The 15,106-nt window shown below is 54.7% G+C and carries 17 protein-coding genes; 6 read left to right on the forward strand and 11 right to left on the reverse strand.

Annotated elements, in window-relative coordinates; genetic code table 11:
* Nucleotides 1–89: 89 nt before the first annotated feature.
* The 10 genes from nanK to zapE all read right to left on the reverse strand — a co-directional run bounded on the left by nanK (nucleotide 90) and on the right by zapE (nucleotide 8,794).
* Entirely contained in the window at nucleotides 90–956 is an 867-nt protein-coding gene (nanK, locus tag ACG0Z5_RS23020; RefSeq protein ID WP_394451401.1) for an N-acetylmannosamine kinase, read from the reverse strand.
* Nucleotides 953–1,642: an N-acetylmannosamine-6-phosphate 2-epimerase gene (locus ACG0Z5_RS23025; RefSeq protein WP_394451403.1), complete on the reverse strand. Its 690-nt coding sequence runs from the start codon at nucleotides 1,640–1,642 to the stop codon at nucleotides 953–955. The genes nanK and ACG0Z5_RS23025 overlap by 4 nt, the downstream gene beginning before the upstream one ends.
* 9 nt (nucleotides 1,643–1,651) lie before the next feature.
* Nucleotides 1,652–3,136 carry an MFS transporter gene (locus ACG0Z5_RS23030; protein ID WP_319627426.1) on the reverse strand — a complete coding sequence of 495 codons (1,485 nt, stop codon included), beginning with the start codon at nucleotides 3,134–3,136 and terminating at the stop codon, nucleotides 1,652–1,654.
* 71 nt (nucleotides 3,137–3,207) lie between these two features.
* On the reverse strand, nucleotides 3,208–4,110 hold the full coding sequence (nanA, locus tag ACG0Z5_RS23035; RefSeq protein WP_394451404.1) for an N-acetylneuraminate lyase: 903 nt from the start codon (nucleotides 4,108–4,110) through the stop codon (nucleotides 3,208–3,210).
* A 136-nt stretch (nucleotides 4,111–4,246) separates the two neighbouring features.
* Nucleotides 4,247–5,035 carry a transcriptional regulator NanR gene (gene nanR, locus ACG0Z5_RS23040; protein ID WP_394451413.1) on the reverse strand — a complete coding sequence of 263 codons (789 nt, stop codon included), beginning with the start codon at nucleotides 5,033–5,035 and terminating at the stop codon, nucleotides 4,247–4,249.
* Nucleotides 5,036–5,150: 115 nt separating this feature from the next.
* On the reverse strand, nucleotides 5,151–5,645 hold the full coding sequence (gene sspB, locus ACG0Z5_RS23045; RefSeq protein WP_319627428.1) for a ClpXP protease specificity-enhancing factor: 495 nt from the start codon (nucleotides 5,643–5,645) through the stop codon (nucleotides 5,151–5,153).
* 4 nt (nucleotides 5,646–5,649) lie between these two features.
* Nucleotides 5,650–6,288 (reverse strand): stringent starvation protein SspA, encoded by a 639-nt coding sequence (sspA, locus tag ACG0Z5_RS23050; RefSeq protein WP_319627429.1) that lies wholly within the window; start codon nucleotides 6,286–6,288, stop codon nucleotides 5,650–5,652.
* A 321-nt stretch (nucleotides 6,289–6,609) separates the two neighbouring features.
* Nucleotides 6,610–7,002: a 30S ribosomal protein S9 gene (gene rpsI / locus ACG0Z5_RS23055; protein ID WP_064543072.1), complete on the reverse strand. Its 393-nt coding sequence runs from the start codon at nucleotides 7,000–7,002 to the stop codon at nucleotides 6,610–6,612.
* A 14-nt stretch (nucleotides 7,003–7,016) separates the two neighbouring features.
* The gene (gene rplM / locus ACG0Z5_RS23060; protein ID WP_110510601.1) at nucleotides 7,017–7,445 is read right to left on the reverse strand and encodes a 50S ribosomal protein L13; all 429 of its coding nucleotides are present in this window, start codon (nucleotides 7,443–7,445) and stop codon (nucleotides 7,017–7,019) included.
* A gap of 218 nt (nucleotides 7,446–7,663) precedes the next feature.
* Nucleotides 7,664–8,794, reverse strand: a complete 1,131-nt coding sequence (gene zapE / locus ACG0Z5_RS23065) for a cell division protein ZapE (protein ID WP_394451407.1) — start codon at nucleotides 8,792–8,794, stop codon at nucleotides 7,664–7,666.
* Between the two features lie 189 nt (nucleotides 8,795–8,983).
* On the opposite strand from zapE, the gene zapG reads away from it, so the two are divergent.
* From zapG to degS, 3 genes are all read left to right on the forward strand, one after another.
* Nucleotides 8,984–9,382 (forward strand): Z-ring associated protein ZapG, encoded by a 399-nt coding sequence (zapG, locus tag ACG0Z5_RS23070; protein ID WP_319627431.1) that lies wholly within the window; start codon nucleotides 8,984–8,986, stop codon nucleotides 9,380–9,382.
* Between the two features lie 163 nt (nucleotides 9,383–9,545).
* On the forward strand, nucleotides 9,546–10,919 hold the full coding sequence (degQ, locus tag ACG0Z5_RS23075; RefSeq protein ID WP_394451409.1) for a serine endoprotease DegQ: 1,374 nt from the start codon (nucleotides 9,546–9,548) through the stop codon (nucleotides 10,917–10,919).
* Between the two features lie 89 nt (nucleotides 10,920–11,008).
* A complete protein-coding gene (gene degS, locus ACG0Z5_RS23080) occupies nucleotides 11,009–12,070 on the forward strand; it encodes an outer membrane-stress sensor serine endopeptidase DegS (protein ID WP_319627433.1) in 1,062 nt (353 codons plus the stop codon).
* 53 nt (nucleotides 12,071–12,123) lie between these two features.
* Here the strand turns inward: degS and mdh are convergent, their stop codons facing one another.
* The gene (gene mdh, locus ACG0Z5_RS23085; protein ID WP_394451411.1) at nucleotides 12,124–13,062 is read right to left on the reverse strand and encodes a malate dehydrogenase; all 939 of its coding nucleotides are present in this window, start codon (nucleotides 13,060–13,062) and stop codon (nucleotides 12,124–12,126) included.
* 414 nt (nucleotides 13,063–13,476) lie between these two features.
* Here mdh and argR point away from each other — a divergent pair, with 414 nt between their 5' ends.
* The 3 genes from argR (at nucleotide 13,477) to yhcN-B (ending at nucleotide 14,964) form a co-directional block, all read left to right on the forward strand.
* Nucleotides 13,477–13,947 (forward strand): transcriptional regulator ArgR, encoded by a 471-nt coding sequence (gene argR / locus ACG0Z5_RS23090; RefSeq protein WP_319627435.1) that lies wholly within the window; start codon nucleotides 13,477–13,479, stop codon nucleotides 13,945–13,947.
* Nucleotides 13,948–14,324: 377 nt separating this feature from the next.
* On the forward strand, nucleotides 14,325–14,588 hold the full coding sequence (yhcN, locus tag ACG0Z5_RS23095; protein WP_097164159.1) for a peroxide/acid stress response protein YhcN: 264 nt from the start codon (nucleotides 14,325–14,327) through the stop codon (nucleotides 14,586–14,588).
* 109 nt (nucleotides 14,589–14,697) lie between these two features.
* On the forward strand, nucleotides 14,698–14,964 hold the full coding sequence (yhcN-B, locus tag ACG0Z5_RS23100; protein ID WP_394451412.1) for a DUF1471 family stress response protein YhcN-B: 267 nt from the start codon (nucleotides 14,698–14,700) through the stop codon (nucleotides 14,962–14,964).
* Nucleotides 14,965–15,106: the final 142 nt, after the last annotated feature.

Below are 15,106 nucleotides of genomic sequence, written 5' to 3' on the forward strand. Positions count from 1 at the left end.
AGTGGCTGGTTAGTGTTTTGGCGAATACAAAACTAACCACTTTTACCGCCGTTTTCTATTGGTTCACGCTTAACCGCGATGAACCTTTTTTATTGCAGAGCTTGCATCGCCGCGCCCAGCAGTCCGGCATCGTGTCGATAATGGGCGGCTTTCAGCGTCACCTGATACGCCTTCGGTTCCTGCGCTAAAAACGCTTCCACCTGCGCTAAATACCCCTCCGCCAGCCCAACGCTGCCGCCTATCACCACGCACTGGCAGTCGGTCACCGCTTTGACATCCGCAATCAACCTGGCCAGTATCCGTGCGGAACGCTGTACCAGCTCTTGCGCCTGCGCGTCACCCGCCTTCGCTCTGGCGAAGATGGCTTTGGCATCAAGACCGTAAAGCTCGCCCTGCGCGGCGGCGGCAATTCCGCGTCCGGACGCTATCGCCTCCACGCACCCGATGCGCCCACAGCCACAGCGTGGCCCATCCGGATCCGCCAGCGTATGGCCAAAATGCCCGGCCAGCCCACCGGCCCCCGTCAACAGCCGCCCCTGGCTGACCAGCCCACCGCCAACGCCCGTTGACACGGTGATGAACGCCATCTCCGCAACGCTCTCGTTCAGCGCCTGATATTCCGCCCAGGCCGCCGCCTGGGCATCATTCAGCACCAGACACGGCAAACCGGTGATACGCGACACTGTCTCCTGCAGCGGAAACTGCGCCAGCCCGCCAAGATTGGCCGGATTGACGGCGGTTAACACGCCCTGATGGATGATCCCGGTAGAGGCCACCGCTACCCGCTGCACCCGTTTCGCCAGGGGCGAAAGCAATGCCTCCAGACTGGCGGTAAGCGCCTGCGGCGATTGGCTGGCGGGCGTGGGGCATTCATGCCGCTCCAGCAGGCGAAAATCGTCGTCGATAATCGCCGCCGCGAGTTTAGTCCCGCCGATATCTACCGCGAGGGTAGTCATTGCCTGACCCCGTGCAGCGCGTCGCGATACCACTGGCAGATGTGCTCCAGCCGGGTGATTGCCGACCCCACCGTGACTGCCCACGCCCCATGCTGCATCGCCTGTGCGGCCAGTTCCGGCGCGTTATAACGCCCTTCCGCAATCACCCGACACCCAGCCTCGCTGAGCGCGGCGACCAGCGCAAAGTCAGGTTCCACTGGCACCGGGCCACCCAGATAGCCCGACAGGGTTGAACCAATAATCTCTGCCCCAGCGCGATGACAATACAATCCGTCTTCAACAGAGGAGCAGTCAGCCATCGCCAGCAGGTGGTGAGCGTGAATGCGTTCCAGCAATGCGTTTACCGATGCGGGTCGGGCCCTGTCCGTACCATCAAAAGCAATAATGCTGGCCCCTGCCGCAGCGAGCGCATCCACATCGTCGAGGAAGGGCGTGATCCGCACCGGCGAATCGGGTAAGTCGCGCTTGATGATGCCAATGATCGGGATCGTCACCTGCGCAGAGGTCGCCTTCAGGTTTTCGATCCCTTCGATCCGGAGCGCCACCGCGCCCGCCTGCTCTGCCGCCAGCGCCATCGCGGCGACAATGTCAGGTTTATCCAGCGGGCTCTCCGGCACCGGCTGGCAGGACACGATCAGCCCGCCGTTGGCGTGGATCGCCGCATCAAGTTGTTCAAGTACCGACATTCTGTCTCCCTAGTTTTTAATCAGACTGCTTTTTTCACCACGCAGCGGAACGGCCCCGCTGAACGGTTTTCCGTCAATCGCATCATGCGTACGTAGCGCTTCCGGACGGATCCAGCGCTGAACGCGAGTGGGCATGTCGAGGCCGATCAGCAGGATGACCACAAACGTCAGCCCGAAAGAAAGCGATCCCAGTGCGGTGCCCAGATCCAGCTTTTGTGCGATCAGCGCGCCGATCACCGGGGCTATCGCACCGCCGAGCGCCCCGACGTTATAAGTGAAGCCCAAGCCTGCTGCACGTTGATCGGTATCGAAGTAGCCACCGATCAGTTTCGGTAAGATCCCAGAGATCCCCTGCCCTAACATCTGCTGGAAAAAGAGTAACAGGCCAAGGACCCAGACGTTGGTGCCGCCGATCGCAAACACAGGAATAATCAGCAATTGTGAGGCCAGCAGGCTCCAGACATAGGCTTTACGGGTGCCGAGCCAATCGCCAAGGAAACCGCCGACGCAGCAGCCCACCGCCGCACCAAACCCGCTGAAGAACAGCACCCGGGCAACGGTGGAGTGATCGTAGGCCAGGTCGGTTTTCAGATAGGTCGGCAGCAGCGCCTGAATCGGCCATGAGTACAGGAACGCGAACAGCACCACCACCATCAACATCACTCCGGTGGGCCAGCGCTTGCCGCTGCTTTGCACCATAAAGCTGACAAAAATGATGGCGCTAAGCAGACCCAAGCCCAGGATCATCCCGGCGTTACGCAGTTCGCCGGAGAAACAGAACCACAGCGCGGTCGCGGCCACCATGGTGAGGAAAATGTTGAGAACCCGATGATCGCCGCGATACAGGATGTCGACCATCGTGCGGACGGGCGCTTTCCCGGCATGTTTTTGCTTCCAGTCTTCCGCTTCGGGAATGTTTTTGCGCAGCCACAGAGCAAAGACAATCGGGAAAATACCGAGCAAAAACAGTGCACGCCAGCCCCAGACAGGCACCACCAGACTGTAGACCTGCGCGGCCACCACGGCGCCCACGGAGAAGCCGGAAATCAAGAAGCCACTGGCCTTGTTGCGCATATGCTTCGGCCAGCTCTCAATCACGTAGGTTGCGCTGGAACCGTATTCCCCCGCCATCCCCATCCCAATCACCAGACGGGCAATAAACAGCGTGGTAAACCCTGGCGCTAAACCGCAGGCCAGCGTGCCGACCGAGAACAATACAATGCTGGTGACCATCGCCAGCCGTCGGCCATAGCGATCGCCCATCGCGCCCAGCATCAGGCCGCCAAACCAGCGGGAGATGAAGGCCGCAGAGATCAGGCTTGCAGCCTGGACAGTCGTCAGACCAAATTCGCTTTGCACTTCGGTGAGTACCAGCGCCATCAGCACAAAATCGAAGCCATCCAGCAAATAACCGAGCCAGGCGGCGGAAAATGCCCGCCACTGCGCCCGATCGAGATGGCGATACCACGGGATGCTTTGGGTAGTCATACTCATGTCACTCTCCCGCGCTGGGCTATGCCCACGCTGTTTTCGTTAGGTTTTGCCCGGCATCACCGGGCAACAGATCAGCGCTGCTGAGCCATCTCCCGCTGCAGCTCACTGGCCAACGCCTTCAGCGCGGGCAGGAATTTCTCATCAACCGGGGCAAAAGGCTTCCGGCACAGTGGCACATCCACGACGTCCATGTAGTGCAGCACCGTTTTCAGTCCACGGAAAACGCCGGTCTGAATAAGCAGGTCGATAACCTTGTTACATTCGCTCTGCAGGCGCTGCGCCTGTTGGAGGTCTCCCGCCTTCAGCGCGCTGACGATGTTCTGATAGCGCCAGCCCATGATGTTGTAAGTACTGCCGATCCCGCCGTCGGCACCTGACATCAGGCCGGAGGCAAAAATTTCGTCGTAACCGTTATAGAGCACCAGATCCGGATGAGCCCGGCGGATCTGCTCCATCTGATACAGATCGCCAGAGGTCTGTTTCAGCGCGCCGACGCCCGGTAACGTCACCAGGGTGTTGATCTGATCCAGACTTAACTTCACCCCACTGAGTGCCGGAATGTTGTAGACCACCATCGGCAACCCTTCAGAAGCGTCAATAATGGCCCGGTAGTGATCACAATGTTCATCGAAGCTGAACGGGTAGTAGAACGGCGTCACTGCCGACACCGCATCATAACCATAACCTTTTGCCGCCTGCGCCAGGGACTGACTTTCGACGGTGCTGACGCAGCCGACGTGGGCAATCAGCGTTATCTGCCCCTTTGCCTCTTCTGCCACGATTTCCAGCACCTGCTGGCGCTCTGCTGAGGTCTGGACAAACGCCTCCCCGGTGGAGCCCCCGACATAAAGCCCGTCTATCCCCTGCGCAATATTAAAGCGCACCAGACGACGCAGGCTGTGCTCATCCAGCTGCTGCTGGCGAGTAAACGGGGTTAACAGCGCGGCCATAACCCCACGTAAATTGGCTGACATACGAACCTCTCAGATGAGTGATGTAACATTAACGATATACCTTTATACCTGTTATACCAGCTCATTTATGCGCCAGCCTAATACGGAAAGCTTATCTTGCGATCTGCTTCACTAAACGATCGTTATGATCGGACGGTTATTTCTTCTTTTGGGTTTGCCCGAAGGCGTGCCAGGTCGCGGAAACGCTGTTGAGGTGCGTCTGCAGGGCACGATCGGCTTCCTCGGGGCTGCGACGGCGAATCGCCTCCACGATAGCGATGTGCTGCTGATAGCTAACGCTATTGTGCTGATACAGTTCTTTATCGGCCACTTTAGGGCGGGCGGCGATCAGCCAGTCCAGCAGCGCGACGTGAATCGCCATGAAGATTGGATTGCCGGGGATCTCCGCTAACACGCGATGAAAATCCACGTCAGATCGGATGAACAAGGCGTTATCATCCAGCGACTGGCTGTTGATCTCCAGCGCTTTGGTCAACCGTTCGATTTGCTCATCGCTGGCGTTTTCTGCGGCGTAGCGCACCAGGCTGGATTCAAAAAACAGGCGTAGCTGTTCGAAATGGGCGATGCCGCCAGGATGGGCGAGGAAATCTTTCGCCATGCCGGACAGTTCGCTGATGATGGTATCGGCAGAAGGACGTGAGACGCGGGCGCGCTCGCCATTGTTGATTTGTACCAGGCCTTTACGCTTGAGCGCCGCCAGGGCTTCACGCACTGAAGGACGACCGACGTTAAAGAACGTCATCAGCTCACGCTCGGACGGTAACTGCTCCCCTTCCGCAAATTCGCGGCGGCGGATCATCTGCTCAAGCTCTTCTTCCACCATCTCCGACAACTTTTTGCGCGCCAGTGGACGGCGGCCCAGGCTGCGGCCAATCGTTTCTGAAGTCTCTTCTTCCTGAGGTTCAAATGCGTTCATAGCGGTTATTCGGGCCAGGTGACAGTAAGTGACAACGGATCCATAGAGTAACACAGGATTTTGGGGCTGGCGAAAGCGAGGGCAGATAACAAAACAGGCCCGAAAGGGCCTGTTGGATAACGGATTACTTCACTACGCGAAGTGCCGGACGGCCACCGCGTGGTGGCGGCGTATCGTCGGGACTGTTGTCGTCATCGCTGTCAGGCTTATCGCCATCGATGACCGACATCACGGTTTCGTTTTCAGCCCCGATACCGGCGTCGTCGTTGACGTTTGTCACGTCTTCATCGTACGCCGCTTCAGGTTCGAACATGGTACCTGCGCCATTTTCACGCGCGTAGATAGCCAGCACCGCAGCCAGAGGGACTTCAACCTGACGCGGCACCCCGCCGAAGCGCGCATTAAAACGCACGTCGTCGTTCGACAGCTCCAGATTGCCTACCGCACGCGGCGCAATGTTCAGAACGATTTGCCCGTCACGCGCGTATTCCATCGGAACACGAACGCCAGGCAAGGTTACGTCCACTACCAAATGCGGAGTCAGCTGGTTATCCAGCAGCCATTCATAGAATGCCCGCAGCAGATAAGGACGACGAGGTGTCAGCTGAGACACATCCATTCAATTAGCCCCGACCGAGGCGCATTTCACGCTCGGGTTCAGTTAAGGAAGCGAGGAATGAATCACGTTCGAAGACGCGAGTCATATACGCTTTCATCTCTTTGGAACCGGCACCGACCAGTTCGATGCCCATTACCGGCAGACGCCACAGCAGCGGTGCCAGATAGCAATCGACCAGGCTGAACTCGTCGCTCAGGAAGTACGGCTTCTGAGTGAAGACTGGCGCAATGGCCAACAGTTCTTCACGCAGCTGTTTGCGGGCTGCATCAGCCTGCGCCGCAGAACCGGTCTGGACGGTATGCATCAGCGTATACCAGTCTTTCTCGATACGCTGCATGTACAGACGGCTTTCACCGCGAGCCACCGGATAAACCGGCATCAGCGGCGGATGAGGGAAACGCTCATCCAGGTATTCCATAATGATGCGAGATTCCCATAAGGTCAGCTCGCGATCCACCAGTGTCGGGACGCTTTGATTCGGGTTGAGGTCAATCAGATCCTGAGGTGGATTGTCCTTTTCCACGTGCTCAATCTCAAAGCTGACACCTTTTTCGGCCAGCACAATGCGGACCTGATGGCTATAGATGTCAGTAGGACCAGAAAACAGCGTCATTACCGAACGTTTGTTGGCAGCGACAGCCATGAAAACCTCCAGGTATATTCAGAATTTTTTTACTGCTACCTGCCACGATATTGTGACCGGTCAGTTGTAGAGCCCGCTAAGCGTCGAACGACATTCCTGTTCAAAAACAAAACAAACAAAAAATGAACAATCGCCCGCATTTGGGCAGAAAATTGGATGATAGTTTACCAGATTTTGCGGGGTTTGTGGTGAGCCGATTCTGGAAATGCTGAAAAAGGAGTGAAAAGAGAGAGAAGGATTGTGGATAACGCCCATTTTATCCATAAAAAAACCCGCCGAAGCGGGTTTTTTCGCCAATTGTTCTGCCGAAGCAGAAACCAATTAACGTTTGGAGAACTGAGGACGACGACGTGCTTTACGCAGGCCGACTTTCTTACGTTCAACTTCACGAGCATCACGAGTAACGAAACCAGCTTTACGCAGTTCGCCACGCAGGGACTCGTCGTACTCCATCAGAGCGCGGGTGATACCGTGACGGATCGCACCAGCCTGACCAGAAGTACCACCACCTTTAACAGTGATGTAGAGATCGAATTTCTCAACCATGTCGACCAGTTCCAGCGGCTGACGAACTACCATGCGGGCAGTTTCACGACCGAAGTACTGTTCCAGAGAACGTTGGTTGATAACGATTTTGCCGCTGCCCGGTTTGATAAACACGCGTGCTGCGGAACTTTTGCGGCGACCAGTGCCGTAGTATTGATTTTCAGCCATTGCCATAATCCCGATTAGATGTCCAGAACTTGCGGTTGCTGTGCCGCGTGGTTGTGCTCGTTACCCGCGTAAACTTTCAGTTTACGGTACATAGCACGACCCAGCGGGCCTTTTGGCAGCATGCCTTTAACCGCGATTTCAATTACACGCTCAGGACGGCGGGCAATCATCTCTTCAAAGGTCGCTTCTTTAATACCGCCGATGTGGCCGGTGTGATGGTAATACACTTTGTCTTCACGCTTGTTGCCGGTTACAGCAACTTTTTCTGCATTCAGAACGATGATGTAATCACCGGTATCCACGTGCGGGGTGTATTCCGCTTTGTGCTTACCGCGCAGGCGACGAGCCAGTTCGGAAGCCAGACGACCCAGAGTCTTACCGGTCGCGTCAACAACATACCAGTCGCGCTGTACGGTTTCTGGTTTAGCTGTAAAAGTTTTCATTAAAAGCTTACCCAATAAATAGTTACACGTTGGTGAACGCCCAAACGTTTAAAAGTTGAGGTTCACACGACATTGTCCAGCAAACCTACCCCTTCGAATAGCCTATGCCGGCACGACAAAAGTTTTGGGAAAAAAACTTTGGTTGTAACGTGGGGTCGCAAGATTATAGAGAAGTCGACCTCAAAGATCGACCCCTTTTTATGATTTGAAGCGGGTTTTTAGCCCGCCAGGTGTTCACGCTTGAGATACTCTTCGCTTTGCATCTCCTGCAGACGGGAAAGACAGCGCTGGAACTCAAATTTCAGGCGTTCGCCCTGATAAATTGTGTACAGCGGCACGGCGGCGCTGACCACCAGTTTTACATGGCGCTCGTAAAACTCATCCACCAGCGCAATAAAACGGCGGGCTTCACTTTCCATCAGCCCTGTCATCACCGGCACGTCAAACAGCATCACGGTGTGGAACAGTCGGGACAGCGCGATGTAATCATGCTGGCTGCGCGCATCCACACACAGCGTCTCGAAGGAGACGGCCAGGGTCTGATTGTCGGCCCCCATCGTGGCTAACGGGCGATGATTGATTTCCAGCACAGGGGCAGTTTCGCGTTTCGTTCCCGCCAACGCCAGCCACAGCGTGTCCATCTGTTGACGCGTTTCATCAGTGAGCGGTGAGAGCCACAGATGCGCCTGGGTCAACGTGCGCAGCCGGTAATCAATGCCTGCATCCACATTCATGATATCGCAGTGTTCTTTTATCGCCTCGATGGCCGGGATGAAGCGGGCGCGCTGGAGGCCGTTGCGGTACAGCTCATCTGGTGGGATGTTAGAGGTCGCTACCAGAGTTATCCCACGGGCGAACAGCGCTTTCATCAGGCCGCCGAGCAGCATGGCATCGGTAATATCGGAGACAAAAAATTCATCAAAGCACAGCACGTCGGTTTCAGATTTGAACCGGTCGGCGACGATTTCCAGCGGATCGCTGTGGCCCTGCAAGGCCGTCAGCTCTTCGTGTACGCGCAGCATAAAGCGATGAAAGTGCAGACGCTGCTTACGCTCCCCCGGCAGGCTCAGATAGAACATGTCCATCAGCCAGGTTTTCCCCCGCCCAACGCCGCCCCACATATATAAGCCGCGAACCGGTGCGCTGCTCGTCGATTCACGCTTGCCCAGCAGTTTACCGAATTTAGCCCGCAGGCCGCCGCTGGCGGGCGCGGCTGCTGCCGGAGAGTTAACCAATTCCTGATAGATGCTGTCCAGCCGGGACACAGCCTCACCCTGGACGTCATCGGGCTGGTGAGTGCCCTCTTTAAGGGCCTGGAGATATCGCGATGTGGGGGTCATGCTTTGCATAAGCTATTGTTATTTCCTGAAAAGCAACGTGCAGCAGTTCACGGTTGTCGAAAAAAAGGCCGTTCTACAGTACGCGATGACACGCCAGGATTCCACTTCTAAGGGAATAGCGGTTATAGTGGCAATATCGGGCGCAGGCGAGCAGCCTTATTGCCACCCTACGGAACCACAAAACAACGGGAGAAGTTCATGACCTGGGAATACGCGCTAATTGGTTTAGTTGTCGGTCTCATCATTGGCGCCGTCGCTATGCGATTTGGGAACCGCAAATTACGTCAACAGCAGGCCCTGCAGTACGAACTGGAAAAAAACAAAGCAGAGCTCGACGAGTATCGTGAAGAACTGGTCAGCCACTTTGCCCGCAGCGCCGAGCTGCTCGACAATATGGCCCACGATTACCGCCAGCTGTATCAACACATGGCGAAAAGCTCCAGCAGCCTGCTGCCGGAAATGAGCGCTGAAGAAAATCCGTTCCGCAACCGTCTGGCTGAATCCGAAGCGGGTAACGATCAAGCGCCTGTCCAGATGCCACGCGACTATTCCGATGGCGCGTCCGGCCTGCTGCGCAGTGGTGCAAAACGCGATTAATCCCTCTTTTTTACGGGCGCAACCACTGCGCCCGTCACTTCCCGCCTGACCCAGCTATTATTTAATCATCAACCTCATTGTTAGACGTCCGAAAATTCAATAACATCGGGCTGTTTAAGGGCGTATTTTCCTTACATTCCTCAGGTTATGAGAGCCAGCATCAATGAAGAAACAAACCTTATTATTAAGTGCGTTAGCGTTAAGTGTTGGGTTATCTCTTGGCGTCGTCGCGCCGGTGTCTGCTTCTCTGCCTGCTCAGATCCCGGGTCAGACGCAGATCCCGAGCCTGGCCCCGATGCTGGAGAAAGTCCTGCCAGCGGTGGTGAGCGTGAAGGTTTCCGGCACGGCCACGCCTGCCGAAGTGGGCCAGGTGCCGGATGAACTGAAGAAATATCTTGGTGAAGACGCCCCGAACGAGACCCCACAGCCTTTCGAAGGCCTCGGCTCTGGGGTCATTATTGACGCCACCAAGGGCTATGTCCTGACCAATAATCACGTCGTTAAGCAGGCAGAGAAAATCAGCGTTCAGCTTAATGACGGGCGTGAGTTTGAGGCCAAGCTGGTCGGCAGTGATGACCAAAGCGATATCGCCCTGCTGCAATTGCAAAAAGCTGACCATCTGACACAAATCGCCATCGCCGATTCCGATAAGCTGCGCGTCGGTGATTTCGCCGTCGCCGTAGGCAACCCGTTCGGTCTTGGCCAGACCGCGACCTCCGGGATCATTTCCGCCCTGGGCCGCAGCGGCTTGAATCTGGAAGGGCTGGAAAACTTTATCCAGACCGATGCCTCAATTAACCGGGGTAACTCCGGCGGCGCGCTGCTCAACCTCAACGGCGAACTGGTTGGGATCAACACCGCCATTCTGGCACCGAGCGGTGGCAGTATTGGCATCGGCTTTGCCATCCCAAGTAACATGGCGATGACGCTGGCCAAACAGCTGATACAGTTTGGTGAAATCAAACGCGGCCTGCTGGGTATAAAAGGCATGGAGATGAACGCGGACATCGCCAAAGCGTTTAATCTCGACATTCAGCGTGGCGCATTTGTCAGTGAAGTTCTGCCGGGCTCAGGCTCCGCAAAAGCGGGCGTGAAAGCGGGCGATATCATCGTCAGCCTGAATGACAAACCGCTGAACAGCTTTGCCGATTTGCGTTCCCGTATCGCGACCACCGAACCGGGAACCAAAGTAAAACTCGGCCTGCTGCGCGACGGTAAACCGCTCAGCGTTGAAGTGACGCTGGATAAAAGCACTTCGTCGACGGCCAGTGCGGAACTGATTACGCCAGCGCTGCAAGGGGCTTCGCTCAGCGACGGTCAGATGAAAGACGGCACCAAAGGCGTTGTGCTTGATGACGTCGAGAAAGGCAGCCCTGCGGCACAGGTCGGTTTACACAAAGATGACGTGATAATCGGCATCAACCGCCAGCGCGTGCAGTCTATCGCAGAGCTGCGCAAGGTGCTGGAGACCAAACCGGCTATCGTGGCGCTGAACGTCATGCGTAACAATGAGAGTATCTATCTGCTGCTGCGTTAAGCGAAATTTTCAGCGGACATCGCCTGCGTGTGATGTCCGCTGAAGTCGTGATATGCTGCGCCTGTTTCCTTACCTGTGATAATCGCATCATGCTTGTAAAGCTCTTACGTTCAGTCGCAATTGGATGTGTCGTCGGTGGCATTCTGTTAGCCGCCATGCCGTCATTGCGGCAGTTTAACCCTCTGGCATCAGCGCCTTATGACAGCACTGATGAATCTCCTGCCAGCTATAATCAGGCCGTTAAACGCGCCGCACCGGCCGTGGTAAACGTCTATAACCGCGCCCTGAATAACACCACCAGCCATAACATGCTGACGCTGGGTTCCGGGGTGATTATGGACGAGCGTGGGTACATTATTACCAACAAGCATGTGATTAACGACGCCGATCAAATCATCGTCGCCTTGCAGGATGGCCGCGTGTTTGAAGCGCTGATCGTCGGCTCGGATACCCTGACCGATCTGGCGGTGCTAAAAATCAGCGCCAGCGGCGGCTTGCCGGTTATCCCTATCAACCCGAAGCGTACCCCGCATATCGGCGATGTGGTTCTGGCTATCGGTAACCCCTATAACCTCGGACAGACTATTACCCAGGGGATTATCAGTGCCACCGGTCGTATCGGCCTGAACCCGTCTGGTCGTCAAAATTTTCTGCAAACCGATGCCTCCATCAACCACGGTAACTCCGGCGGCGCGCTGGTCAATTCTTTGGGCGAGCTGATGGGGATTAACACTCTTTCCTTCGATAAAAGTAATGATGGTGAGACGCCGGAGGGGATTGGCTTTGCTATTCCCTTCCAGTTGGCCACCAAAATTATGGATAAGCTGATTCGTGATGGTCGGGTAATTCGTGGCTATATCGGGATCAGCGGTCGTGAAATTGCACCTATGCACACCCAAAGCGGCCCGATGGATCAGATTCAGGGCATCGTGGTGAATGAAGTCGCTGCGGGCGGCCCTGCGGCTGAGGCCGGTATTCAGGTTAACGATGTGATTGTTTCCGTGAACGACAAACCTGCGGTCTCCGCGCTGGAAACTATGGACCAGGTGGCTGAAATCCGCCCTGGCTCAGAGATTCCGGTGGTAGTGATGCGCGACGACAAAAAACTGTCGCTGAAAGTCACTATTCAGGAATATCCCGCCACCAACTGACGGGCATAAAAAAACCGGAGCGCAGGCTCCGGTTTTGCTTTCTGGCGAGTCGCTTATTTATTAACGAACTCTTCGCCCAGCACGATATCTTTCTTCAGCGTATCCAGCATGCCTTCCAGCGACTGTTGCTCGTAAGCACTCAGTTTACCGATGGACTGACGCTCTTCCACACCGTTTTTACCCAGCAGCAGCGGCTGTGAGAAGAAACGTGCGTACTGACCGTCGCCTTCAACGTAGGCACATTCCACTACGCCTTTCTCGCCCTGCAGCGCACGGACCAGCGACAAACCGAAACGCGCCGCCGCCTGACCCATAGATAACGTCGCAGACCCGCCACCGGCTTTGGCTTCGACCACTTCGGTCCCGGCGTTCTGAATACGTTTGGTCAGGTCAGCGGCTTCCTGTTCGGAGAAGCTCACGCCTGGGATCTGCGACAGCAGCGGCAGAATGGTCACGCCTGAGTGGCCACCGATCACCGGCACGTCTATTTCTGTTGGCTGTTTGCCTTTCAGTTCCGCCACGAAGGTATTCGAGCGGATGATGTCCAGCGTGGTCACGCCAAACAGTTTGTTTTTGTCATACACGCCCGCTTTCTTGAGCACCTCAGCGGCAATCGCTACGGTGGTGTTCACCGGGTTAGTGATGATACCGATGCAGGCCTTCGGGCAGGTTTTAGCCACCTGCTGCACCAGATTTTTAACGATACCCGCGTTGACGTTGAACAGATCGGAACGATCCATTCCCGGTTTACGCGCCACGCCTGCAGAAATCAGCACCACATCAGCACCTTCCAGTGCCGGGGTTGCGTCTTCGCCGGAGAAGCCTTTGATTTTCACATCAGTTGGGATATGACTGAGATCCACTGCCACGCCCGGAGTAACCGGTGCGATGTCATACAGGGAGAGTTCTGAGCCTGAAGGCAGTTGGGTCTTAAGTAGTAGGGCAAGCGCCTGGCCAATACCGCCAGCAGCGCCGAGGACTGCGACTTTCATCCTAAACTCCTTATTATGGTTAGTTTCATCTACCGTAACTCCGTTGCGGCAACCTTAATTCACAAGGTAAACAATAACAATAAGCGTTGTTGAAGAATGCGGCTCTCCCCGCAGCATTGCGGTGTCATCGCTCACTTACCGCCTGTGATAAGACATCCGCGACAGCGTAACCGGTCGACTGCGGGTTACAATACACCCTGTCAGATACGCAAAACAACTTCATTTTAATAACAATTCATTTACTTTTGCCGCAATTTTCACCTTGTGATGAAAGCATGTTCCCCGATAACGAATTTTGATAAAATCCCTCCCTTTCATAACATTATTTCAGCCTTATTCACGGCAGATAATTTGCATAAAAATTCATTCATATGCATAATAATGTTGTTTTTACCGCCATGATACGGGTGACTTATGCGAACCTCGGCTAAGCAAGACGAATTAGTCAAAGCGTTTAAAGCGTTACTGAAAGAAGAAAAATTCAGTTCTCAAGGAGAGATAGTCCAGGCGTTACAGGAGGAAGGATTCGAAAATATCAATCAGTCCAAAGTCTCCCGGATGCTAACCAAATTTGGCGCGGTACGTACCCGCAATGCCAAAATGGAAATGGTCTACTGCTTACCGGCTGAACTCGGCGTACCGACCACCTCCAGCCCGCTCAAAAATCTGGTGCTGGATATCGACTATAACGACGCAGTGGTGGTTATCCATACCAGCCCTGGTGCAGCGCAGTTGATTGCTCGCCTGTTAGATTCCCTGGGTAAAGCGGAAGGTATTCTCGGTAGCATCGCCGGGGACGACACTATCTTTACTACCCCTGCCCGGGGTTTTACCGTTAAAGATCTGTACGAAGCCATTCTGGTCCTGTTCGAACAAGAGCTCTAATCCCCTTCTCTCCGGCAACCAGCCGGAGAGCGTCTTCTCCCCTTGGCACGACTCCAGGCGCTACATAAAACTCCATTTTCTTTAACATTAAGTGCGTTTCACTGCCTGAATGTAATCATCCAGTGAATGTTGTTAGAAAAATCGCACAAATTATCAAATTCACATATCCATATGATTTTCTTAGCTATAAGCGCTATACACCCTCCCGAACTGACGTTTTTAATGCTTTTACGTTATAAAAATGACGGTTTTTGACACTTAATTACACGCGAAACCATTAGTCTGGTATTAATTTTTTGAGTGATTAGTGTATACTTGATTTTGTGATGAGGGTCACGAAATAAGGCCCTGTTAAAAAATTCGACGAGGTGAATATTATGAAAATCAAAACCACTGTAAGTGCACTGACTATCCTTTCGGTTCTCTCTTTTGGCGCATTCGCCGCTGATTCCATCAACGCGGATCAGGCAGCCAATCGCGAAGCAATCGGCACCGTTTCCGTTGGTGCAGTCGGTTCTTCTCCGATGGACATGCACGACATGCTGAATCAAAAAGCGCAGGAACAAGGGGCTTCCTCTTACCGCGTTATTGAAGCTCGTAGCGGCGACCATTGGCACGCAACGGCTGAGCTGTACAAATAAGATTTCTTGATAGTCCGAACGAAAACATCTGTCACAACGCGGCACCAGGCATAAAAAAAGCAGTTCAAACCTTCTCGCCGCGCAGTTAATGAATTAAGGAATAAAGATTATGAAAAGCGCAATGATTATCGCAACACTGGGTCTGGCATCGGTTCTTTCCTTTAGCGCAGGCGCAGCGGTTCATCAGGTTAATGCAGAGCAGGCTCAGAGTCTGCAATCCATGGGCACCGTTTCCGTATCGCAGATTGGTAGCGCCCCAATGGATATGCGTCACGAACTGGCAGCAAAAGCAGAGAAAGAAGGCGCCAGCAGCTACCGTATCATCGAAGCCCGTACCGGTGACACCTGGCATGCAACCGCCGAGCTGTACAAATAAACCCTCGTCGTCTTACCGACGACTTGCCCCCGCCTGTCGGGGGCTTTTTTATGGTTCATCGCGCCTTACCGGGGAACGCTGCTTTTATCTTCATAAAAAAGTAGTCGTTATCCCGGTACCCGTATGCCATTCGTTTTATCAC

This window comes from Scandinavium sp. M-37 (genome assembly GCF_043558715.1).
Classification (GTDB): Bacteria; Pseudomonadota; Gammaproteobacteria; order Enterobacterales; family Enterobacteriaceae; genus Scandinavium; species Scandinavium vulneris_A.